Genomic DNA, 25005 nt, shown 5'->3' on the forward strand with positions numbered 1-25005 from the left:
TAAATCTCTACTAGGTATAAGGCTTAGGCGTTATGTTTTTCCATCAATTCGATAAAGTGATCGAAAAGAGGAGCTGCATCGTGTGGACCAGGGCTTGCTTCAGGGTGACCCTGGAAGCTAAATGCCGCTTTGTCAGTACGATGAATACCTTGTAAAGAGTCATCAAATAATGACTTATGTGTCATTACTAGATTTTCCGGTAATGTTGTTTGATCAACTGCGAAACCATGGTTCTGCGCCGTAATCATTACTACGTCACGTTCCATGTCTTTTACAGGGTGGTTAGCACCGTGATGACCGAACTTCATTTTTAATGTTTTAGCACCACTTGCTAATGCAAGTAATTGGTGGCCTAGACAAATACCAAATACAGGAATGTCTGTTTCTAGAATTTCTTTGATGGCAGCGATTGCATAATCACACGGCTGTGGATCACCAGGGCCGTTTGATAAGAAAATACCATCTGGATTTAACGCTAATACTTCTTTTGCAGTTGTTTGCGCAGGTACAACCGTTAGACGGCAACCACGGTCAACTAACATACGTAAGATATTACGCTTAACACCATAATCATAAGCAACAACGTGGAAACGTGAGTCTGTTGCGTCTGTAGGTAAACCACCTGTTAACGTCCAGCTACCTTGGTTCCATTCGTATGACTCTTTTACAGTCACTTCTTTCGCTAAATCCATGCCTTTCAGGCCAGGAAATGCTTTAGCAAGCTCTAATGCTTTTGCTTCATCTAAGTTGTCACCAGCGATGATGCAACCCGCTTGCGCGCCTTTTTCACGTAAGATACGTGTTAGCTTACGTGTATCAATATCAGCGATACCAACAACATTACGTTCTTTTAAATAGTCAGTCAGTGATTGTTGATTACGGAAATTAGAAGTGATTAACGGAAGGTCTCGAATGATTAGTCCACAAGCATGAACATCTGAAGACTCTGCATCTTCATCATTGGTACCGGTGTTTCCGATATGTGGGTAAGTAAGAGTAACGATTTGGCGAGAATAGGAAGGATCGGTTAGAATTTCTTGATAACCAGTCATTGAAGTATTAAAAACAACCTCACCTACCGAATGACCTTCTGCACCGATAGACACACCACGGAATACTGTTCCGTCTTCCAACACCAACAAGGCGATATTACTCAAGACAACCTCCAAAAAATAGATAGAAAAATAATAAAATAAATCAACTATTTACCCCAGGCTGACACACAGCATAGTAATTCGAGACTAAAAAACCAACCTCTGAATTACTAAATTTTGGCAAATTCCGCGCATAATACAGAGAAAATAAATGTTGCGCAACTGTTTTATTTTTTGTTTTAAATTTTAAATTACAGACCAAGTACATCTTGCATAGTGTATAAGCCTTTTTCTTCGGCAAATACCCAAGCCGATGCACGTATTGCACCTTTAGCAAATGTCATACGACTTGAGGCTTTATGCGTGATCTCGATACGCTCACCAATATCCGCAAACATAGCCGTATGCTCACCCACTAAATCACCAGCACGAATGGTAGAAAAACCAATGGTTTCGCGTTCACGTTCACCGGTAAAACCTTCACGACCGTAAACAGCTACTTTTTTCAAGTCACGGTCGAGTGTATCCGCGATCACTTCACCCATACCTAAAGCGGTACCAGAAGGCGAATCAACTTTATGACGGTGATGACCTTCAATGATTTCAATATCAGTATATTCCCCCATCACCTTAGCAGCCATTTCTAACAACTTAAACATCACGTTAACACCAACACTCATGTTTGGTGCAAATACTACGCCTGTCGATTCACCAGCGGCGTGGATAAGCTGTTTTTGTTCATCACTAAATCCGGTAGTACCGATAACGATTTTCTTATCGTTCGCGACTGCAAATTCAATATGTTTTAGGGTTGCTTCAATCGCCGTAAAGTCAACGATCACGTCAAAATCATTAACCACTTCTGCAAGACTGCTTACTACATTAACACCCAGAGAACCTAAACCTGCGAGTTCGCCAACGTCAGCACCAAGGAAATTACACTCAGGGCGTTCGATTGCGGCACCAACAACGGCTGCGCCATCACTGTCTTGAATAGCTTCTAAAATTGTACGCCCCATGCGACCATTACAACCCATTACCGCGATTCTTACTGCTTGTCCCATTTAGACTTCTCCCTGTGTTGTTCATTAATCAAATAGTTTATACCCAAGTTACTTCGATGATAACACTCCTCGAAACACATCAACAGAGTCTACTTACGTTTCTCAAGCATAAAAATTTGGCATAAAAAAACCCGCAATTCTAGGTTCTAGAATGCGGGTTCATCATACTGAGTATCAGCTATTAACCGAAAATGCCAAATAGACCAGCCCATAAGTGCATTGTTGGTATCGTTAAAAACACAATCAAAAATACCAGTACATATTTCCAGTTAAAATCGTTATACGTTGCCATTACTCATTATCCATAAATTGATATATATCAATAAATATTACCTAAATAATCAGTAAACAGCAGTAACTATATTGTAAAAAACATCAATTTATTACTTTGTGAGTAATGCAGATTTGTAATTAAAGTCTATATGCAACACGATAATCAGGCTAATTCCGACAAATAACTGTGCATAAAAAAACGCCTTGTTCATATCACTATAAACAAGGCGTTTTGCTAGTCTGTAATAGGACTGATTAGATGATGTCTAATAGTTCTACTTCAAATACTAGAGCTTGGAATGGACCGATTGCAGCGCCTGCGCCCTGTTCGCCATAAGCAAGGTTATGTGGGATAGATAGTTTAAATTTATCACCAACATTCATTAGTTGTAGTGCTTCAGTCCAACCAGCGATAACGCCGCCAACAGGGAATTCAGCAGGTTGACCACGTTCAACAGAGCTATCAAATACAGTGCCGTCAGTTAGCATGCCATGGTAATGAACACGTACTGTAGATTCTGCAGTTGGTTTTTGCTCGATGTCGCCACGTGCAATAACTTCGAACTGTAGACCAGATTCAGTTACAGTAACTTCTTCACGCTCTGCGTTGGCAGTTAGGAATTTTTCACCTTCAGCAGCGAAGATTTTTGATTTTTCAGCTTTATCAGCTTCTAATTTTTCATGGATTAGTTGAAAAGCTTGGTTTAGCTCTTCGTTGCTAACTTTGCTTTCTTCACCAGCGAACGCATCTGCAAGACCAGCTTGAACAGCTGAAATGTCTAGACCTTCGAAAGGGTTAGCAGCAAGCTGTTGACCCATTTGAAGACCAATACCGTAACTACCTTTTTGTTCACTTGTTGCAAATTCAGACATAATTAAACTTCCATAATTCTTAATGATAAACACAGTTACTGTGTTGCTTAAATAACTAGGTATGGGCGATTTATACAAAAACAAGGGAGAAAATAAAAACTTTTTATCTAAATTACAATTCTTCCCTCGAACGAACCGAGAATGACTATTTATAATTCAACAATGCCGCACCACGTACACCGCCTTCACCACCAAATGCAGCTTGTTTCAATTGCGGTAATTTCATGTTATCAAATACATACGCTTTTATCTTTTCAGGCAACTGTGAATACAAGGCTTCAAAACGTGCCAAACCACCACCAAACACCACGACATGTGGATCAAGAACCATGATAAGACTGCCGAGTGCTGCCGCTAAAATGTCTAAAAACACCGTCACTGTTTTTATTGCGACAGGTTCTTTCGCTTCGTATGCAGCAATAATATCAGGGCCTTTGAGCGCCTGCTCTTCAGTACATGACCCATCAATGTGAACTTTGTAATGTTTATATAACGCTGCCAGACCGGTACCAGAACAATACGTTTCTAAACAAGAATGACCACCACAACCACAATGGGTCAATGGCAGTTCTGGATAACGCTGCAACATAGTGCCGGGAATAGCCATATGACCAAATTCGCCAGCGCCAAAATTATGTCCTGACAAAATGGTCTTATTAATGCAGATAGCACCGCCCAAGCCAGTGCCTAAGGTTACTGCGATGGCGATCTCGGCATCTTCAGCCGCACCTTTAAAACACTCAGAAAGTGCAAAACAGTTGGCATCGTTCTGCACTTTGACATCACGACTAATGCGTTTCTGTAAATCAGTTTGTAAATTCTGACCATGCAAGCTAGGTAAATTTGAACAAACTAACGTGTTCGTCTCTGGGTCCATTACACCTGGGTAGCCAATACCGACCATGCCTTTACAGTCAAACTGCTCATCGGCTTTAAAAATAAAGCTATCGAGTGCATCTAATAACTCTTCATAATCTTCTGTCGGTGCAGGGATGCGCCCATTAAAAACACACTCAAGTGCCGTGTTATATACCGAAAATTCTATCTTAGTACCGCCAATATCAAAACCGTAATACATTTAAGCCCCATAACCGTTAAATAACAGCAAATTAATTGATGATAATTTTATAAAATATTTATAGTAGTAGTTTATAAAATAGAATGATATTTAGCTGAGTTATATCTGTGTAATCAATCACACATCCATCATTTATTACCATTTAGAGATACTTTTATTTATTAGAAGATATTTATTAAGCAGTATTTAGCTTTATTAAAAAACAGGCAGGCTTAAACTGGAGATATAAAAAAGCCGTGATAACATCACGGCTTAAAATAGCAAAATCAATAACTCGGCTAACTATTTAGTTAAGTCATCAAAAAAACTTTTAACACCGTCAAAGAAACCTTCTGATTTAGGCTTATGTTTCTTTGCTGACGCACTGTTTAACGATGTTTCGAATTGCTGTAACAAGTCTTTTTGCTCAGCATTAAGCTTAATAGGCGTTTCCAGCGTCACTTTACACAGTAGATCACCAATAGCGCCACCACGTACAGATTTAACGCCTTTACCACGTAGACGGAACATACGTCCTGTTTGTGTTTCAGCTGGTACTTTCAATTTAACGCGACCATCTAAAGTCGGCACTTCGATTTCACCGCCAATGGCTGCATAAGTGAAGCTAATTGGCACTTCACAATAAAGGTTGCTGCCATCACGTTCAAAGATAGCATGCTCGCGCACACTTACTTGCACATACAAATCACCCGGACCTGCATCGCCGGCTTCACCTTCGCCCGTTAAACGGATGCGGTCGCCCGTATCAACACCAGCTGGTATTGTTACTTTCAAATCTTTACTGCGTTCGTAACGGCCTTCACCATGACACTTACGGCAAGGATCTTTAATGATCTTACCCTTACCGTGACACGTTGGGCACGCTTGGTTTACCGCAAAGAAACCTTGACGCATTTGCACTTGGCCTTGACCATGACACGTGCTACAAGTTGCTGCTTTACTACCAGATTTAGCACCTGAACCATTACACACTTCACAATGGCATTGGCTAGGAATACGGATCGTTTTGCTTACGCCACGAACCGCTTCTTCAAGTGTCAGTTCCATGTTGTAGCGTAAATCACTACCACGCTGAGCGCGCTGTTGACGACCGCGACCACCGCCACCAAACATATCACCGAAAACGTCACCAAAGATATCGCCGAAGTCACCTTGACCGCCGTGTCCACCTTGTTGATTTACGCCAGCGTGACCGTATTGGTCATAAGCGCCCTTTTTCTGTGAATCATTAAGCACTTCATAAGCTTCTTTAACTTCTTTGAATTGCTCTTCCATCGCTTTATCACCCTTGGTTCTATCTGGGTGAAATTTCATCGCGAGGCGTTTGTAGGCCTTTTTAACTTCTTTTTCGCTAGCGTCGCGAGAGACACCTAGCACTTCATAGTAATCGCGTTTTGACATAATAACCGCTTAAAATTAAATAATTTAGATACACGAAAGGCGTTGGTGAAGCACCAACGCCTTTGCTATTTAAAAAGTAATAACTCAGGCGTTATTATTTTTTGTCGTCTTTCACTTCTTCGAATTCAGCGTCAACAACATCACCAGCCACATCTTTTTCTTTTGGCTGTTCTGCACCAGCTTCAGCGCCAGCTTGTTGTGCTTGAGCTTGCTGTTGAGCAATTTCCATCAATTTTTGAGCGGCTTCCATCAACGTTTGAGTTTTAGCTTCAATCGCTTCTTTGTCTTCGCCTTTAATTGCTGTTTCTAGTTCAACAATCGCTGCTTCGATTTTTTCTTTTTCATCAGCAGGTAGTGCTTCGCCAGCTTCTTCGATTTGCTTACGTGTACCGTGAACCATTGCATCAGCTTGGTTACGTGCTTGTACTAGCTCTTCGAATTTAGCATCTTCAGCAGAGTTTGCTTCAGCATCACGTACCATTGCTTCTACTTCTTCATCAGAAAGACCAGAAGACGCTTGGATTGTGATTTTTTGTTCTTTACCAGTATCTTTATCTGTAGCAGATACGTGTAAGATACCATCAGCATCAATATCGAAAGCAACTTCGATTTGTGGAATACCACGTTGTGCAGGACGGATACCTTCTAGGTTAAATTGACCTAGTGATTTATTGTCTGCAGCACGTTTACGCTCGCCTTGGATTGCGTGAACAGTTACAGCAGCTTGGTTATCTTCAGCTGTTGAGAATGTTTGTGACGCTTTAGTCGGGATAGTTGTGTTTTTCTCGATTAGCTTAGTCATAACACCACCCATAGTCTCAATACCTAGAGATAGAGGTGTAACATCTAGAAGAAGTACGTCTGTTTTGTCGCCAGAAAGTACCGCACCTTGAATCGCAGCGCCCATTGCAACTGCTTCATCAGGGTTCACGTCTTTACGTGCTTCTTTACCGAAGAATTCAGTAACAGCCGCTTGAACCATAGGCATACGCGTTTGGCCACCAACTAGAATGATATCGTTGATATCACCAACAGCTAGGTCAGCATCTTGTAATGCGATACGTAGTGGTTCCATTGTTGCTTTAACTAGATCTTCTACAAGAGATTCTAATTTAGCACGGGTAACTTTAATGTTTAAATGTTTAGGACCTGATGCATCAGCTGTGATGTAAGGTAAGTTTACATCTGTTTGTTGTGCTGAAGACAGTTCGATTTTCGCTTTTTCTGCAGCTTCTTTAAGACGTTGCATTGCTAGCGGATCGTTAGTTAGGTCGAAGTTTTGTTCTTTTTTGAATTCTTCTACTAGGTAGTTGATTAGACGTGTATCGAAATCTTCGCCACCTAGGTGAGTGTCACCGTTAGTTGCTAGTACTTCAAATGTCTTTTCGCCATCCATCTCATCGATTTCGATGATAGAGATATCGAATGTACCACCACCAAGGTCGTATACAGCAACAACGCTATCGCCTTTAGCTGTGTTTACGCCATATGCGAATGCAGCAGCAGTTGGTTCGTTGATGATACGTTTAACTTCAAGACCAGCAATACGACCAGCATCTTTCGTTGCTTGACGTTGTGAATCATTGAAGTAAGCAGGTACAGTGATTACAGCTTCAGTTACTGCTTCACCTAAATAGTCTTCTGCTGTTTTTTTCATTTTTTTCAAAACTTCAGCAGATACTTGTGGCGGTGCCATTTTTTGGCCTTTCGCTTCTACCCATGCATCACCATTGTCAGCTTTAACAATGTTGTAAGGCATAATTTTGATGTCACGTTGAATTTCTTCATCTTCAAAGCGACGACCGATCATACGCTTGATTGCAAACAGCGTGTTTTCAGGGTTTGTTACAGCTTGACGTTTTGCAGGCTGACCAACTAAAGTTTCACCATCTGCAGTGTATGCGATGATTGACGGAGTAGTACGATCACCTTCAGCATTCTCGATTACGCGAGCAGTGTCGCCATCTAAGATTGATACACAAGAGTTAGTTGTACCTAAATCGATACCAATGATTCTACCCATAATCGTAATTCTCCAATAAATACTTCATTTACAAATTTGATACAGAATAAATGGTGACAGATAAAGTAATTTCAAGTCTATTAAAACACTTTGTCTATCACTGACAACCTACGCATTGTAAGGTTATCTCTGCGATTGAAAATAAATATGGGGGCGAAATTTAACGCTTCAAGCAGAAAAACGAATTTATTAAAAAAAAATTGAATATATCTGTATAAATTAGCCCAAACAGATTAATTACAGCTGTAAAAACACCGTATTCAAGTCATGTTGCAGCCCGTTATTCTATAATAAACGTCGCTTTATTTATGATATCACTCGATAACTCAACACCCATTCGCGCTGCAGCATCAAGATTAAGCGAAAGGACAGGTCTCGCAAGGTAATCATTGCTACCATTAAACGTATCCCGCTCTTCGGCTAAACGCACTAATAAATCTGCGGTATCACGCCCGACTTGAAAGTAGTCAATATTGTATACGGCAAAGACACCTTTGTTAATACTACGATGATCTGCGCCAATAAGTGCGACATCATTACGCTCTGCTACAATGACGACCTGTTCCAATTCGGGCATATCCGTAATATGGTAAGGTAAATAAATGACATCAACAGCAGACGCTAAGATACGCGTTGCAGCTCTTAATTCATCACTTGTTTCAATATAGTAATAAACGATATGCATGCCTTTCTGCTCTTGGCGTGCCAAAAATTGCTCTGTGTTAGGCATATCAATGACATTTTTATTAATGATCACACCGAGGGCATTAGTCCCAGGTAATAATTTTTTGATGAAGTTAATTTCATACTGCTCTGCTAACGGCGTACTAAACTCAGTGATATCTCGATTAATTTCAGTGGCGACCCCCTGCTGGTTAACTAAGGAAATGAAAGGATGATGTTCGGAGGTAGAAATAATGACATTAACATCTGATGATTTGACTTTGCCTTTATTATTGACCCAAGTGAGGTTAGTACCAGCCACATAACCTTTTCGAGAAAGCTCCGATTGTAACCCTGACTGCACATGCTCTGCGACAATGTTCGAATCCAACGCCGATATAGCGACGCGTAGCTGACTTGCTTGAGTCTCAGCAACTGAAAGTAAATAAAGTAAACCTATTAAAAGTATTGAGCTTGGTGTGCCAAGATGCCGAGATGTACGATGTGGAAAATGAAATAGGTGTGATCGTTCCATGATATAACCTGCTCGCATTATGCTTTCCTTAGCTAATGAATACTGACGAGATGGGCCAACCAATTTAGCACACAATGTTTTGCTAAATAATGCAATGCATCACATTTCCCCATACCTAAAAATAGTTTACTATCAAGCATATAATAATAAGTTATCAACGAATAACGAAACCAATAGCAATAAGGAAGTAAGATGTTCTGGAGCAAAACACTAAAATTAGCAGGTTTAACATCATTAATGATGTTTACCACAGCGCAAGCCGCTACGTTTGATAAACCTGAGACAGATATTACATATCGCCAATCAGCATTAACCATGATCGCAATTAATTTTTCCGACATGGCTGATATGGTTAAAGGTAAAAAAGAATGGAATGACGCCGCATTTCAATTACGCTCAGAACAGCTTGCGCAATTAATACCGATGGCTCAACACGGTTTTAGCTCAAGCGATAGCCAAACTGGAGAGACTAAAGCTAAAGCTGCGATCTGGACAGATGCGGCTGGCTTTGAAGCTAAATTTAGTCAATTTAGTAAAGATGCGCAAAACTTAGCGACCGTTGCCAAAGAAGGCAATCGTGGTGACATCAAAAAAGCATTTGGTCAAACCGCAAAAAATTGTAAATCTTGCCATAGCGATTACAAATCAAAATAATCCCCTATGTATATAAAAAGGCGAACAATATGATTGTTCGCCTTTTTTTATACTTGCCCAACCACCTTTAATTTATGATTAGCTGGAGCATCCGCTAACCATGGAGATAAGTGTTTTTGCAACATCAGAGTCAACACTTGTTTACTGACGGGTTTAGCCATAAAGTCATCCATCCCCGCAGTGAAACATTTGTCTTTTTCAGCCTGTAATACATTCGCAGTCAACGCAATAATGGGGACATGTGCAGAGGGCGTTTCACTTTCTCTAATGGCGACCGTTGCCTTAAAACCATCAAGAACTGGCATTTGGCAATCCATTAAGATTAAATTAAAGTCCTGCTCTTTACACAGATCAACACCTATTTGACCATTCTCAGCAAGCGTGACTTCAATACCTAATTTTTGTAACATCATCGTTGTGACTTTTTGATTGATAAATGTATCCTCAACTAACAGCACTTTCATTACGCTACTGTCATCCACCTCTTCGACAGCGTGCTCCGTGTCATCCTCGCTTTGAACGCTCATCATCGTATTTAACACGACCGCTTTTAATGTTTCTGCTTTATAGGGGCGACTTAAAAACGCTTTTACACCAAATTGCTTGGAAAGCACATCATCACCGACTTCTGCATTTGCTGATAACATCATTAATCGAGGCGTAAGCTCTGCGAATTCATCCTGTAATTGTTTCGCGACAGTAAAACCATCCATTTTAGGCATCACTTTATCAATGATGACTAAATCAAAGGGCCTCCCTTTATCTAAAGCATCGAGTACCATACTTTTACTCAAGCATGGATCATCACAAGACACTGAACGGGCACCAAAGTTTTTTAACTGCGCGGATGTGATACGCATATTCAACATGCTGTCATCAATTAGTAAGATGGATAAGCCAGCGAGACTCTGCTCTACGTCAGCTCCTAATAGCAATTCATCAATACAATCAAAATTAACTGTAAACTCAAATCGACTGCCTTTATCCGGTTTACTATAAACAATGATGTCGCTATCCATTAATGTCACAATACTACGACAAATAGCTAAACCTAAACCAGTACCGCCATAATTTCGCGTCGTGCTGCCATCTGCTTGCTGGAATTTTTCAAATATTTTATGTTGATGTTCAGCGGCAATACCAATACCAGTATCAATAACTTGAAACATGATCCCAGCGCTATGATCTACACGAGAAACTAATTTTATATTAAGATTAACATAACCGATTAAAGTAAATTTGATGGCATTAGAGATAAGGTTATTCAGTACTTGGCGTAACTGAGTAATATCTCCAAGCACGAGATCTGGTATCTGTTCGTCGATATGACAAACTAATGCGATCTGTTTCTGACCCGCTAATACCAAAAAGTTTGCCTCAACTTCTTTGCATAGTTCAAACAAGTTCAATGGGTTTTTCGCTAAAATAAGTTGGCCTGATTCAATTTTAGAAAAATCCAGAATATCGGTAATCAAATCAAGTAACGTAATCGACGAGGAATACAGCATATCCACAAATTCTTTTTGCTCTCGCCCCATCGGCATCTCTTGTAATAAAGACGCGGTACCAATAACCCCATTCATCGGCGTACGAATTTCATGACTCATATTAGCCAAAAATTCACTTTTCTTTAAATTGGCTTCTTCAGCTTGGTGTTTTGCAATTTCAAGTTCAAGGTAGTTATGACGAATCTCGGTAATAGACGCATTATAACTCTCGGTTAAATGGGTAATTTCATCATCAAATTTACGCGGGATCAATTCCAGTGGTAGCGGCAGTTTATCGCTATCAACATGGCCAACCGTATCAGACATTTCTGTTAATGGCCGAACCACAATTTTATATACGACAAAGATGATGAATAGCGCGACAATGAAGGTTTTAACGACTTGCGATAATAACAGTACAACAAACTTATCCCACAGGCCTTTATAAATAGGGTATAAATCAGCTTGAATTTTAAATGTCGCAAGAGCGAATTTTTTATCAGCAAAATCTTGCTGCATAAGCCAAGAAACTTGATACTCATATTCGTACAGCGGCGTGCCTAGCTCTAAGACAATACCGTTATCATCTTTAATTTCAAGGTAGTGTACATTGGGAAGTTGCATAATACCTTCGGCTTGCAACTTAAGCTGTTCGCGATCTTCAACCCAGAGACTCGCGGTTAAGCTCGATAAATAACTTTGCTTCACTTGTTTCAGTTGAGTCTCTACACCTGATATATCTTCTTTATAATCAAGGTAGACATTTAGCCCCGTGATCAGTAATGTAAAAAAAGAGCTTATTAATATGATCGATACAAGCAATTGCCTCGCAATACCTATTTTTTTATTGTGCAAAGTCGCTTTATTCATCCTGAAGCTCACATCCTGTTGCTAATCGACTAATCTAATAATAGACATTAAAAATGGAATTAAGGTTATAAGGAAGTAAAATGAAACACTTTATTGCAATTATGTTAACCCTACAACTTTTCACGACTAGCTTTACAGTAAGTTCAGAGTCAGTCAACTATTATGTCATCGCTAAACAAGCCATGCCATTTCAAATCACGACAGAAGATAATCAGCACACAGGTATTGTGTCAGATATTATTACCAAGATATTTGTCGATAAATACACGATTAATTACCACGTTTATCCTTTCAATCGAATGATTTCAGAGCTCGAAGCGGGAGGAGAAAAAAACTGGATCACTTACGGCAGTCCAAATTGGGGCAGTGTTCAAGCTGAAAATTTATCAGATAAACCAATTTACACAGTGAGCCACAGCATCTTGAGCAATGCTAAATCAGACTTTTCATATACCGATATTAGCGACATAAAAGACAAAGTATTTATTTTACTTTATGGCTTTGATTACCCAACACTACAGCCTTATATTGATAGTGGCGAAATTCGAGAGCTCAGAGTAAAAGACTATGCAGCAGCGTTCCGAATTTTAGATAAAATGCCCCAAGATGCTATTTTTATCGAAATGACATCACGCATTCAATACAACCTTAAAATTCAATCTAAAGATCTCAACAGCTATCACTTACAGGATTTTTCAGCCTTGATCCCAACCTATCCAATTTACCTTGCACTTGATCCGAAGATGGACAGCGAACTACAGCTGTTTATTAATCAGCAGCTGTCAGATTTAACGGCTGCAGGTACATTAACCGAGATTATTAGCCAGTACATGTAAATTAAGTGAATAAAAGTGCAATCAACACAAGCACAACCACGAAAAAAAAACACCGACTACTTAAATTAAGCAGTCGGTGTTTTCTCAATATACATACTCTTTATAATATCCTGACTAGCCTAATTAATAAATTCAGCTGCAAACATGTGCCCCAACTTGTCCGCTTTAGTTTTTAGATAACCTTCATTGTGGGGGTTATTGCCTTCTTGTAGTGGCACTCGCTCAGCAATATTAATACCCGCTTTAATTAATGCATTCACCTTACGCGGGTTATTGGTCATTAAATTAACGCTATCAATATTCAGGTGACCAAGCATACCTTTACAGAAAGTATAATCTCGCATGTCTGCTGCAAAACCTAAGCGCTCATTCGCTTCAACAGTATCGGCGCCATCATCTTGCAAATGATAAGCTCTTATCTTATTTAATAACCCAATACCACGGCCTTCTTGACGTAAATATAAGATCACGCCGCTACCTTTCTCTACAATATTTTGCATCGCTTTAGCTAACTGAAAGCCACAATCACAACGCGCGCTAAATAACGCATCGCCGGTTAAACATTCAGAATGTAAACGGATTAGGACTGGTTCACTCGAGTCTAACTTACCATACACTAAAGCAAGGTGTTCTTTACCCGTCGCTCGTTCTATAAAGCCGTTCATTTGGAACATGCCAAATTGGGTTGGTAGTTTGGCGCTATCAACATAGGTGATCAGATTATAAGGTTCCTGTTCGCTTAAATCGCTACGTACTGCCATTAATATTTTGCCAAGCTCATTACGACCGCGACCATCACCACCATCGCCCCAAAAACTATCTTTATGCGAATGCTCTGTTAATACCTGCTCGCCAGTCGCGACGAGTTGATAGGCGTAATAAGGATTTTGGCCAAATTTTTCAGCCACAGCATAACGCATCACCTGCTCGCGTACTTGCAACCAATCAGGTTTAACACATTGCGCATATTCACGACTTAATCGGAAGGCTTCATCGCCAGAAGGGGCTTGACGAACCAAACGCTGTAATTGCGGGTCATTGAACTTTTGTGCTTGATAATAATGCTCACTGCTTGGCCACTCAAGCCCTTCAACTATCATCGGCGCAGAGGCTAAATTGGATAAAAAACCAAATGCATCATTAGGCTCATAAAATTTAATTTCATTCATCATTATTCTCACTCCATGAAAACATACTACTTTAGGCTTGGATTAGGTAAGTATCAATAACTTACATCTTGTAAGTACATATTAGAGGAGTATAGATGAGATGGGTAATATGACGTTTCGGAAATCTAATAGTGCTACGTGGTTAAAAAATTCAGACATTAAAGCTCGTTTTTTAGCCTTAATGTCTGCAAAAATACAATTTATACTTTATGTTTAAATCCTGTCCTTAATGGGCGAAGCAATAAAAAAATGTAATCAATACAATAAATAGCCTAAGTTTTCATGCCCAAACTGCCACCAGATCGCGCCGGCAATAGCGGCATAGAGGACCCAAGCTAACCAACCATTAAGCATTTTAGGTTGGACAATAGAACTCACTAATTTGTATTCAGCGGCGCCTGTAAACATCGCTTTCACTAACGGCTGTTTTTTCAGTTTATAAGCTATAATCGCAATAATATGTAAAGCAATCGCCCCCAATAATACGTCAAAATTAACACTGTGAAGCCATGTCATAAAGCTCACCGTTTCCGCAGAAAAGTATTGTGCGAGAGGGCCTTCTGACAAAATATCATCGCTGGCACTAAGGCCACTGAATAACTGGGTAATGATTAAAGCTAAAAACAATACAACCATGCAAGCACCTGCTGGGTTATGGCCAAATTTAACCCGGTCAAATTTGTTTTTGTCTTTTAGATAATCGATTAACGCCATAGGACTTTTTATAAAATAGCTAAATTTAGCAGTATCGCTACCAATAAACCCCCAAATAAAACGCGTTATCCATAATGCCAATAATGCGTAACCAAATACAAAATGCCATTCCATTTCATCATTATCAGCACAATACCACAGTGCAAATAACAAGATCACCTGTAACCAGTGATAGCCACGAATAAATCCGTCCCAAACTTTAACCTTAACCATACAACCCTCAGCGATACTCTATATAGACAATAACGGCGTAACTGCCCAACTCTTATAGAAGTTAAGACGCTATTTTCTAACACTTAACCAGACAATAGCAACAATTACCATCAACATACCTAATAAATGGTATACATTGATATAGAAAGGTAGAAATAACCACACCTGAATATTCGAGATAATATAATATTTCATTACGGATAATGATTTCATTTCAGTGATTATCGCTACAACAGTGTGCGAACATAAAATACATACTATCAAGGATATTTAGTTTCGAGATGTGAAGCGTAAATGGCAGTAAGCTAAATTAATCTCACTTTTATATATTTAGTGGTAAAACATAAGGAATATTATAGTGCTATGATATTTAACTGACTAAATCGGTCATAGTCATTCACGTTTCATATTAATAAACGATTAATTTCAATAGATTAAAATCTATTCCATGATGGTTACGAAGTTAAGAAAAATAAGGATATCCAATTGCTCTGCAAAATACTTGTTGTTGAAGACAGCCGAGCTTTTCGTAAATACCTTAATATCCAGCTAAGCCAAGCTGGTTTTCAAGCCGTATTTGCTGAATCAATAGCACAAGCCCATGAAATCTTAGCGCGAGAAAATGATTTTCTTTGTTCGGTACTCGACTATTGTTTGCCTGATGGTCCTGACGGTGAAATCATCGATGATGTATTAAACTATGGCTTACAAGCTATCATTTTAACGGCTAATTTCAGTGAACATATCCGCGAAAAAGTATTATCCAAAGGCGTCATAGACTATTTATTAAAAGATAGCGCATCATCGGTTTCTTACCTCATCCCATTATTACGACGTCTGCAAGAAAATTGTCGTCATAAAGCACTCGTCGTTGAAGATTCTAAAACCGTACGTACCCATCTGATTAATTTATTAGAACGACAAAACCTGCAAGTCATTGCTGCTGAAAATGGCACTCAGGCAATCGAGTTATTACAACAACACACAAATATCAGTTTGATCATCACAGATCATGATATGCCCGAAAAAGACGGCATTACCATGACCCGAGAGATCCGTCGTAACTTCGATCGGAATCAACTGGCTATTCTAGGCTTATCTGGCAGTAGCGATCGGTCGATGACAGCGCGTTTTCTAAAAGCCGGCGCGAATGATTTTCTCTATAAACCTTTTAATCAAGAAGAGTTTTACTGCCGTATCCACCATATTCTCAACATGAAAGACACTGCAGACAAGCTTTACAAAATGGCAAATCAGGATGCGTTAACCGGTTTATGGAACCGCCGCTATTTCTTTAATCAACATAGTCGCGGCACAACCGAAGAGCATAATAATATTGCTATGCTAGACATCGATTTTTTCAAAAAAGTGAATGACAATCACGGGCATGATGGTGGCGATGCTGTATTAGTGACGGTAGCGAAGCAATTGCAACATCACTTTTCAGATGCCACTGTGGCGCGTTTTGGAGGCGAAGAATTCTGCATTCAAAGCAATATAGACCGTACTATATTTGTGTCACAACTGGAGTTAGTACGCCTTAAAATAGAACAATTAATCATGTCTCATAATGGCACTGAAATCAACATTACGATCAGTATTGGTGCCAGTTTTGGTAACAAGTCGATTGATGAAATGCTCTCCGAATCTGATGCTCGTTTATATACAGCAAAAAAAAATGGCCGTAACCAAGTTGTCTGGCAATAACAAGATGCCTGTTGCTATGCATATAACAGCATGCATCTAATAATTATAGACAATATTTACTTACCGATTGGATAACTCTTCATTTTCCATTCACGAATACCGCCATCCATAGAAATAACGTCTGTATAACCCATGCGCTGAATGAACTCTGCTGATAATGCAGAGCGATAACCGCCACCGCAATATAATACGATACACGTATCTAACTCAGGATATTTCGCTTCTAAGTCACGTTCAATGATACCGCGCCCCATGTACTCAGCACCGCTAATACGGCTCGCAGCCCACTCGCTTTCTTCACGTACATCGACAAGCACAAATTGCTTATCTTCATCCTGCCACTGCTTCACATCATCACAGCTGCACTCTTTGACTACTTTACGGGCTTCGTTACATAAATCTAGAAATCGTTGACTATGAGCCATATTGTTATCCTTTTCAATTAAATACCGAGTGTTTACTAAGCGATTATTTAGCTTAACCAGAATTTCACTTTATATCTTATAATTCAATCACACAACGTATAAAATCGGTAATGACGAACAAAGTTTTAGAAAACGTTTTGGACAACGCTTGCTCGTGTGTAACAGCAAAGAACGCGGTTCACATGACAGCCAAACTACCTACAATATATCGACAATTAGATGAGCACCACCATGCCATAATAAATACATGGTGGAGTGCATTTTAAGTTATCGAAGCAGAGCAAGAAAATCAACCGGTGCAGGCGTCTCGAAAGTGAGTCGCTTACCAGTATTTGGACGCGTAATACTAAGGCGCAGTGCATGCAGTCCCATACGCGGACCATCAGTACCATAACGAGGATCGCCAATCAGAGGGTGTCCTAACCAGGCCATATGGGCACGGATTTGATGTTGTCGACCCGTCTCGAGCTGCACTTCAAGCAGACTACGTTCCTTGCCTGTACGCTGGGTATTAAAATGCGTAACGGCTTTTTTTGCATCCGGGTGTTGTCCGACAATCATCTGATACTTTTCTGATTCCATTCTCAAAGGCTGGTCAATAGTCCCCTGACTTGGATTGGGCTGACCTTCAACTACCGCAAGATAGGTTTTCTCAGCATTAGACCATCCCTCATTAACAGCTTCACGCATCTCGCGAGAAGTGGCAAACATCAATACACCTGATGTATCGCGATCGAGTCGATGCACTGGCCATAGATTAACAGCACGCTTAGGCGTTGAAAGTTGCTTGCGAAGAATGGCTAGCGCATGCTGTTTGTTTTCACCCGCTGCAGCCACAGACAACAGGCCTGCGGGTTTGTTGATAACGATAAGATCATTATCCGAATACAAGATCTCTAATCGGGCAACGCCATGTTGCATGCTCTTTCCTGATGCCCTCACTTCCACATCGTCGCCGACGTTGAGCGCATGATCATGCACCATAACAGGCAGACCGTTAACAACAACACACCCGGTTGTCAGTCTTTGTTTTATGTTTTTTCTACTCCAGCCTTTAAGCTGAGTATTAAGGAAAATGAGTAGACCTGAAGTCTCTTTTACTCTAAATCGGTCAGACATAGTAAGTTACTCTCCAACTTGGTTTTGTCAGTAACACGTTAACACAATGAGCATTGCTTAACATTTGTATATGTGGGCTGATACGTGATCTACGATACCAGTATGAGCGGGAGTATATTGATATTAATTTTCAGCACAAGATAAACCTGACACTTTAACCAAAATACCAATAACATTGTATATAAGCATTGCATTGTACCGCAGCATTAAGCATCGGTATGGCCAAGCAGTTAAAGTACTCATTCGAAAACATAAAAAACCCGCACTAGGCGGGTTTTGTGGCAGTCAAAAGACTAATCAGTTTACTAGGAAACCTAGAATTACATCATAGGGTCTTGGTCTGCGCCTTCTTTTTCAATCACTGGTGGTAACATAGTTTCACGCGTTACGCCAAGCTTCAGTGCTAATGCACTTGCTACGTAAATCGATGAATATGTACCAACCACGATACCGATTAGCAATGCTAACGCGAAACCGTGAATCAGTGCGCCACCTTTCAGGAACAATGATACTAATACCATTAATGTTGTACCAGAGGTGATTAACGTACGTGATAATGTCTGCGTTAATGATACATCCATAATTTCTACAGAGTCATCAATTCGCATGCGACGGAAGTTTTCACGAATACGGTCAAATACCACGATAGTATCATTCAATGAATAACCAATAACGGTCAATAGCGCCGCTAAAATAGTTAAATCGAATTCAATCTCTAATGCCGAGAAGATACCCAGTGTGATGATAACGTCATGCGCAAGGGCTAATACTGCACCCGATGCTAAACGCCATTCAAAACGTACACCAACATATAACAGGATACATATTAACGCAGTAATCAGCGCTAGGCCACCTTGCTCAGTTAATTCATCACCCACGTTTGGACCAACAAATTCGATACGACGCATTTCTACGTTTTTATCGTACCCTTGTAATGCAGCCAGCATTTGACTACCAAGGTGCTCACTATCCAGACCTTCACGCGGTGCAATACGGATCAATACATCACGGCTTGAACCGAAATGTTGAATAACCGCATCACTAAAGCCTTCAGCTGCTAACAACGGACGAATTACTTCAAGATCTGCTGGTTTGTCATAACCCACTTCGATTACCGTACCACCGGTGAAATCAAGACCCCAATTAATGCCTTTAATAGCAATTGAAGATATCGATAAAAGCACCAACAGTATTGATAAGATAAACGCCGGCTTAGCCATTTTCATAAAGTGGATCGTGCGTTCTGTTTTAATAATTTCAAACATAATTAATCCCCTTAGATTGAAAGTTTATCGATCTTTTTATTACCCCAAAGGAAGTTCACGATTGCACGTGTACCAATGATTGAAGTAAACATAGAAGCGGCAATACCAATTGCAAGCGTAATAGCGAAACCCTTAATCGCACCAGTACCAATTGCAAACAAGATAATCGCAGTTAATAGGGTTGTAATATTCGCATCCGCAATGGTTGATAATGCATTATCATAACCACTGTGAATCGCTTGTTGAACACTACGACCTTCTTTTAGCTCTTCTCGAATACGTTCGAATACCAATACATTGGCATCAACAGCCATACCTATCGTTAATACGATACCAGCGATACCCGGTAGCGTCATTGTCGCCCCTGGGATCATAGACATAATACCAATGATCATGATGATGTTTGCAGATAGCGCGATGTTGGCAACAAGTCCAAATTTACGGTAGTAGATAGCCATGAAGATAACGATAGCAATCATGCCATAAATCATTGCAGATAAGCCGTTTTCGATATTTTGTTTACCTAAGCTAGGACCAATAGTACGTTCTTCTACGATTTGTACTGGCGCAACTAACGCACCTGCACGTAGAAGTAGCGCTAAGTTTTTAGCTTCATTGCCACTGTCTAAACCAGTAATACGGAAACTACGACCTAACTGCGCTTGAATAGTAGCGACGTTAATTACTTCTTCATTTTTTTGCAGCTTAGATTTACCATCTGCGGTTTTCTCACCCGTTGGCTTGTATTCAATGAATACTGTTGCCATTGATGTACCGATTGCTTTCTTCGTCGCACGAGACATTTTACTGCCGCCTTGCGAGTCAAGATCGATATTCACTTGTGAACGACTAAACTCATCTAAGCTCGATGTTGCACCTGTAATGTGATTACCCGTTAAGATAACTTGTTTCTTTAGTACAACAGGACGACCATCACGAGTAGTATATTTTTGACTACCAGCAGGTACGCGAGAGCTGTAAGGGTCTGCTTTGTTATCCACTAAACGGAATTCTAGTGTTGCAGTCGCACCTAAAATTTCTTTCGCACCAGCAGTATCCTGAACACCTGGTAATTCAACCACAATGCGGTCTGTACCTTGACGCTGTACTAGCGGTTCAGCAACACCTAATTGGTTTACACGGTTACGGATAATGGTGATGTTTTGTTGTAGGGCATATTCTTTGATTTCAGCAAGTTTTGCTTCAGTCATTTTTGCCGACACGCTAAATTGACCATTATTTTCACTGTCATTTAACAGTAGGTCAGGATATTTAGTTTTGAGAAATTCTTCAGCTTTATCACGGGTTTCAGCATCACGAAAACGTACAGTTACACCGTTATTGTCTTTACGCACTGCTGTATAACGCAGTTTTTCTTCACGTAAATCAGTACGGAAATCTTGTAACATTTGCTCTTCAGCTTTCACTAACGCTTCTTGCATATCAACTTCTAATAAGAAGTGAACACCACCACGTAGATCCAGACCCAGTTTTAGTGGTCCAGCGCCAACAGCTTGTAGCCATTCCGGTGTAGCAGGGGCAAGATTTAAAGCAACAATGAAGGTTTGACCTAATTGTTCTTTTAAGATTTCACTAGCAAGTAACTGTTGCTCGCTATCAGTTAAGCGAATTAATACTTGGTTTTGTTCTAATGAAACGCTTTTATAAGAGATGTCTTGTTTATCGAGTTCTGCTTTAACTTTATCGAGTGTTGATACTTCAATAGCAGCACCACGTGCAGCAGAAACTTGGACGGCGGGGTCTTCCCCGTATAGATTTGGTGTGGCATACAGTAAACAAATGGCGATCGTAGCGATCACCATTAGATACTTCCACAGAGGATATTTGTTTAACACAATATTACCTTACTGGGATACGGAAAAGATTAAAGCGACTGCATGCTACCTTTTGGTAATACAGCTGCAATGTAATCACGTTTAATTGTGATGTTTGTTGCATCAGCAATTGTGATCACGATGTAATCGTTACCTTCAGAAATCTTCGCAATTTTACCGACGATGCCACCAACAGTAAGTACTTCTTCACCCTTTGACAATGATGCCATTAGGTTCTTCTGTTCTTTTTGACGTTTCGCTTGTGGGCGATAGATCATGAAGTAGAAGATCACACCAAAAATACCTAACATGATCAACATTTCGTAACCACCACCAGCTGGTGCAGCAGCACCTTCAGCAGCAACTGCATTTGCAATGAAAAAACTCATTTTTATTTCCCTTTATAAATTTTAATATTGATATGATAAACCAATCACATTACCTTACTACTAATGAGAAAGGTTTACCAAACTTAGATCGACAATCAGGTCAGTGTTTGCTTAATAATTAAGCGTCTGCCTTTGCTAAAGGCGGTACTTCACGGCCTTGCTTAGCATAGAAATCGGTAACAAATTCTTCAAACGTATCTGAATCAATTGCATCACGGATACCTTGCATTAGGTTTTGATAGTAACGTAGGTTATGCATGGTATTTAAACGTGCGCCTAAGATCTCGTTACATTTGTCCAAATGGTTCAGGTAAGAACGCGTGTAGTTCTTACATGTGTAGCAATCACACTCAGGGTCAAGCGTGCTCGTATCTGTTTTATGCTTGGCATTACGGATCTTGATAACACCTTCACTTGTGAATAAGTGACCATTACGTGCGTTACGTGTTGGCATTACACAGTCAAACATATCAACACCGCGGCGAACACCTTCAACTAAATCTTCAGGTTTACCAACGCCCATTAGGTAACGTGGTTTGTCTTCTGGGATTTGCGGGCAAGTGTGCTCAAGAATACGGTGCATGTCTTCTTTTGGTTCACCTACAGCTAGGCCACCAACTGCATAACCGTCAAAGCCAATATCTAATAGACCTTTAACTGAAATGTCACGTAGGTGTTCATAAACGCCACCTTGAATGATACCGAATAAGTTATTTTTGTTGTCTAACTTATCAAAGTGATCACGTGAACGCTGTGCCCAACGTAAAGACATACGCATTGATTTTTCAGCTTCTGACTCAGTCGCTGGGTACGGTGTACATTCATCAAAAATCATTACCACGTCAGAACCCAAATCATCTTGGATTTCCATCGATGTTTCAGGATCTAAGAAGATCTTGCTGCCGTTAACTGGATGACGGAAATGTACACCCGCTTCGGTAATTTTACGCATTTTACCTAGGCTAAAAACTTGGAAACCACCTGAATCAGTCAGGATAGGCCCCTGCCAGTTCATGAAGTTATGTAAACCACCGTGCTGCTTCATGACTTCCTGACCAGGACGTAACCACAAGTGGAAAGTATTACCTAACAGAATGTCAGCGCCTGTTGCATCAACTTCTTCAGGTGTCATGCCTTTAACTGTACCGTAAGTACCTACTGGCATGAATGCTGGCGTTTCAACAACACCACGTTCAAAGATCAAGCGGCCGCGACGTGCATTACCAGTCGTTTTATCTAATTCGTATTTTAACTTCATATAAACCTCAAGTCAGAGAAACAGTCTGACATTACTTCTCTCAAAAAATTCAAATAACGTACCAATTGGTAGTCATTTATCGTTAACAAATTAGCAGTGAGCAGATAAGCACCCACTACTAATTAAATTTAATCTGCGGTCTGTTTCGTCACAAACATCGCATCGCCATAACTAAAGAAACGGTATTTCTCAGCTATCGCATGTTGATAAGCAGGCATCACATGGTCATAACCAGCGAATGCAGATAGCAACATGATCAAGGTTGATTCTGGTAAATGGAAATTCGTTACCATGGCATCAACCAGTTGGAATTCGTAACCAGGATAAATAAAGATCTCGGTATCATCAAAGAATGGTGCCAGCGGTAAGCCTTTCGCCATCGTTACTTGTGCTGCACTTTCTAATGAACGTACTGACGTCGTACCCACTGCAATAACACGGCCGCCATTGGCTTTCGTCTCTGCAATTTTAGCCACCACTTCTTCAGATACTTCAGCGTATTCAGAATGCATGTGGTGATCGAGAATATTATCAACACGTACCGGCTGGAATGTGCCGGCACCAACGTGTAGTGTAACAAATGCAGTATTCACGCCTTTTTCTGCTAATTGCGCTAACAAGGCTTCATCAAAGTGTAAACCAGCAGTCGGCGCGGCTACGGCACCGGGCTTTTCGTTGTAAACCGTTTGGTAGCGTTCTTTATCTGAATCTTCATCTGGGCGATCGATATAAGGTGGCAAAGGCATGTGGCCAATGTCTTCTAATACTTCCAGTACATGACGTTCGTCTAAGAACTTAAGTTCAAATAACGCATCATGACGCGCAACCATTTCAGCATTTACCGTGCCTTCTAGGATTAATCGCGCACCGACTTTTGGTGATTTTGATGAACGTACGTGTGCAAGTACAGAGTGCTCGCTAATAACACGTTCAACCAGTACTTCGATTTTACCGCCAGAGGCTTTTTGCCCGTACATACGCGCAGGGATCACACGGGTATTGTTAAATACCATCAGATCACCCGCTTCAACTAAATCGAGGATGTCTGCAAACTGTTTATCTGCAAGCTCACCGCTGTTACCGTTTAGTTGTAATAGACGGCTTGAACGACGATCCGCTTTCGGATAACGTGCGATTAACTCGTCAGGAAGGGTAAAATTGAAATCTGAAACCTGCATGAAGGCACCTTAAAATCGAACTTAAAATTGAAATAGTCCGCTAGTCTAGTTATCAACAGAGAGAATATCAAGGGGAGAAGAGATTTGTGCCGATTATGACGGTTTAAATAACCACTTAATAACCTTCCCCGAGATAGACGCTAAAGTTATTAGCGAAAATCGGGGCAAACATAAGATCTCTGCCCTTCTGATTATCAGCTTAGCGGTTTGCAGGAGTAATATCATTTTGATCACTTAGTTTTCGGAATTGGTATTAGTTATCCGAATAATAAATTTTATTGTTCATCAAGCGAATATCAAACTCAGTGTCAAACGACACAAGCCCACCATCCAATTTATGTAACCAACGCCAACGATCTTGTTCTGCGTTTCTGAACATCACAAACAAGGCAATGTACTCTGCATCATCGGCTTGTACGAACTCATAATTTACTCTGGCATTGGGCTGTACACTGAATACTTGTTTATCAACTAGGTCTGTACCAAGTATTAATTCATCCGCTTGCCATAATTGATCAAAACTCGCGCTGCGAAACCCACCAACTGCCGATAATTGATAAACCCGCACCATCACAGGTAAGGATTCGCTATGTTTATTACTATTGAGATCTGCCGAAGCGGCTAAATTTAATCGAATATCAGTACTGCTACAGGCTGTAAGTAATAACAGCATGAGGGGAGTCATGAGCAGTTTTACACGTTTTAATTGTATACAAAGAAAGGCTGTAAATAATTTCATCGGCTTAACATCCATTGTTATGAGCTAATATTTGAGTGTTCAATAGGTATCCATACCTTCCCCGTTATAACAAAATAGCGGGCAATATAAAACTGTAAGCAATAAAAAAGCAGCTCGAGAGCTGCTTTCATATTCATATCAGT

General features: G+C 40.3%; 21 protein-coding genes and 1 pseudogene. 3 read left to right on the top strand and 19 right to left on the bottom strand.

Annotation, left to right across the window (positions count from 1 at the left end):
- Positions 1 to 23: 23 nt before the first annotated feature.
- The 7 genes from carA to FR932_RS13825 all read right to left on the bottom strand — a co-directional run bounded on the left by carA (position 24) and on the right by FR932_RS13825 (position 9004).
- Positions 24 to 1157 (bottom strand): glutamine-hydrolyzing carbamoyl-phosphate synthase small subunit, encoded by a 1134-nt coding sequence (gene carA, locus FR932_RS13795; protein ID WP_019441485.1) that lies wholly within the window; start codon positions 1155 to 1157, stop codon positions 24 to 26.
- Positions 1158 to 1345: 188 nt separating this feature from the next.
- Positions 1346 to 2158 carry a 4-hydroxy-tetrahydrodipicolinate reductase gene (gene dapB / locus FR932_RS13800; protein ID WP_019441486.1) on the bottom strand — a complete coding sequence of 271 codons (813 nt, stop codon included), beginning with the start codon at positions 2156 to 2158 and terminating at the stop codon, positions 1346 to 1348.
- A 528-nt stretch (positions 2159 to 2686) separates the two neighbouring features.
- Positions 2687 to 3304 carry a BamJ family beta-barrel-assembly machinery protein gene (bamJ, locus tag FR932_RS13805; RefSeq protein WP_019441488.1) on the bottom strand — a complete coding sequence of 206 codons (618 nt, stop codon included), beginning with the start codon at positions 3302 to 3304 and terminating at the stop codon, positions 2687 to 2689.
- A gap of 145 nt (positions 3305 to 3449) precedes the next feature.
- Complete coding sequence (locus tag FR932_RS13810) at positions 3450 to 4382, bottom strand: ROK family protein (protein WP_019441489.1); 933 nt, start codon at positions 4380 to 4382, stop codon at positions 3450 to 3452.
- A gap of 282 nt (positions 4383 to 4664) precedes the next feature.
- On the bottom strand, positions 4665 to 5783 hold the full coding sequence (gene dnaJ, locus FR932_RS13815; RefSeq protein WP_019441490.1) for a molecular chaperone DnaJ: 1119 nt from the start codon (positions 5781 to 5783) through the stop codon (positions 4665 to 4667).
- 94 nt (positions 5784 to 5877) lie between these two features.
- A complete protein-coding gene (dnaK, locus tag FR932_RS13820) occupies positions 5878 to 7806 on the bottom strand; it encodes a molecular chaperone DnaK (RefSeq protein WP_019441491.1) in 1929 nt (642 codons plus the stop codon).
- A 280-nt stretch (positions 7807 to 8086) separates the two neighbouring features.
- Positions 8087 to 9004: an ABC transporter substrate binding protein gene (locus tag FR932_RS13825; protein WP_240532399.1), complete on the bottom strand. Its 918-nt coding sequence runs from the start codon at positions 9002 to 9004 to the stop codon at positions 8087 to 8089.
- Between the two features lie 192 nt (positions 9005 to 9196).
- Here FR932_RS13825 and FR932_RS13830 point away from each other — a divergent pair, with 192 nt between their 5' ends.
- Positions 9197 to 9658, top strand: a complete 462-nt coding sequence (locus FR932_RS13830; protein WP_019441493.1) for a c-type cytochrome — start codon at positions 9197 to 9199, stop codon at positions 9656 to 9658.
- A 47-nt stretch (positions 9659 to 9705) separates the two neighbouring features.
- Here the strand turns inward: FR932_RS13830 and FR932_RS13835 are convergent, their stop codons facing one another.
- Positions 9706 to 12015, bottom strand: coding sequence for a response regulator (locus FR932_RS13835; RefSeq protein ID WP_151676839.1), 2310 nt, complete (start codon positions 12013 to 12015; stop codon positions 9706 to 9708).
- Positions 12016 to 12095: 80 nt separating this feature from the next.
- On the opposite strand from FR932_RS13835, the gene FR932_RS13840 reads away from it, so the two are divergent.
- On the top strand, positions 12096 to 12851 hold the full coding sequence (locus FR932_RS13840) for a substrate-binding periplasmic protein (RefSeq protein ID WP_019441495.1): 756 nt from the start codon (positions 12096 to 12098) through the stop codon (positions 12849 to 12851).
- A gap of 119 nt (positions 12852 to 12970) precedes the next feature.
- On the opposite strand, the gene ribA is transcribed toward FR932_RS13840, so the two are convergent.
- The 3 genes and pseudogenes from ribA to FR932_RS13850 all read right to left on the bottom strand — a co-directional run bounded on the left by ribA (position 12971) and on the right by FR932_RS13850 (position 14947).
- On the bottom strand, positions 12971 to 13612 hold the full coding sequence (gene ribA / locus FR932_RS21735) for a GTP cyclohydrolase II (RefSeq protein ID WP_050998990.1): 642 nt from the start codon (positions 13610 to 13612) through the stop codon (positions 12971 to 12973).
- A pseudogene (locus FR932_RS21740) lies at positions 13604 to 14023 on the bottom strand (NADAR family protein); the annotation flags it as partial. The pseudogene FR932_RS21740 and the gene ribA, both read right to left, overlap by 9 nt.
- A gap of 252 nt (positions 14024 to 14275) precedes the next feature.
- Positions 14276 to 14947, bottom strand: coding sequence for a cytochrome b/b6 domain-containing protein (locus tag FR932_RS13850; RefSeq protein WP_019441497.1), 672 nt, complete (start codon positions 14945 to 14947; stop codon positions 14276 to 14278).
- Between the two features lie 486 nt (positions 14948 to 15433).
- Between FR932_RS13850 and FR932_RS13855 the strand changes: the two genes are divergently transcribed.
- Complete coding sequence (locus FR932_RS13855) at positions 15434 to 16654, top strand: response regulator (RefSeq protein WP_019441498.1); 1221 nt, start codon at positions 15434 to 15436, stop codon at positions 16652 to 16654.
- A gap of 56 nt (positions 16655 to 16710) precedes the next feature.
- Here the strand turns inward: FR932_RS13855 and FR932_RS13860 are convergent, their stop codons facing one another.
- The 8 genes from FR932_RS13860 to tssJ form a co-directional block, all read right to left on the bottom strand.
- Complete coding sequence (locus FR932_RS13860) at positions 16711 to 17079, bottom strand: rhodanese-like domain-containing protein (protein ID WP_019441499.1); 369 nt, start codon at positions 17077 to 17079, stop codon at positions 16711 to 16713.
- 267 nt (positions 17080 to 17346) lie between these two features.
- Positions 17347 to 18198 (bottom strand): RluA family pseudouridine synthase, encoded by an 852-nt coding sequence (locus tag FR932_RS13865; protein ID WP_019441500.1) that lies wholly within the window; start codon positions 18196 to 18198, stop codon positions 17347 to 17349.
- Positions 18199 to 18518: 320 nt separating this feature from the next.
- Complete coding sequence (gene secF / locus FR932_RS13870) at positions 18519 to 19463, bottom strand: protein translocase subunit SecF (protein WP_019441501.1); 945 nt, start codon at positions 19461 to 19463, stop codon at positions 18519 to 18521.
- Between the two features lie 11 nt (positions 19464 to 19474).
- Positions 19475 to 21319 (bottom strand): protein translocase subunit SecD, encoded by a 1845-nt coding sequence (gene secD / locus FR932_RS13875; protein WP_081588319.1) that lies wholly within the window; start codon positions 21317 to 21319, stop codon positions 19475 to 19477.
- A 29-nt stretch (positions 21320 to 21348) separates the two neighbouring features.
- A complete protein-coding gene (gene yajC, locus FR932_RS13880; RefSeq protein WP_019441503.1) occupies positions 21349 to 21687 on the bottom strand; it encodes a preprotein translocase subunit YajC in 339 nt (112 codons plus the stop codon).
- Positions 21688 to 21805: 118 nt separating this feature from the next.
- Complete coding sequence (gene tgt / locus FR932_RS13885) at positions 21806 to 22945, bottom strand: tRNA guanosine(34) transglycosylase Tgt (RefSeq protein WP_019441504.1); 1140 nt, start codon at positions 22943 to 22945, stop codon at positions 21806 to 21808.
- Between the two features lie 128 nt (positions 22946 to 23073).
- Positions 23074 to 24123: a tRNA preQ1(34) S-adenosylmethionine ribosyltransferase-isomerase QueA gene (queA, locus tag FR932_RS13890; protein ID WP_019441505.1), complete on the bottom strand. Its 1050-nt coding sequence runs from the start codon at positions 24121 to 24123 to the stop codon at positions 23074 to 23076.
- Between the two features lie 253 nt (positions 24124 to 24376).
- Positions 24377 to 24862, bottom strand: coding sequence for a type VI secretion system lipoprotein TssJ (tssJ, locus tag FR932_RS13895; protein WP_240532400.1), 486 nt, complete (start codon positions 24860 to 24862; stop codon positions 24377 to 24379).
- Positions 24863 to 25005 lie beyond the last annotated feature (143 nt).

Source organism: Moritella marina ATCC 15381, from assembly GCF_008931805.1.
Lineage (GTDB): Bacteria > Pseudomonadota > Gammaproteobacteria > Enterobacterales > Moritellaceae > Moritella > Moritella marina.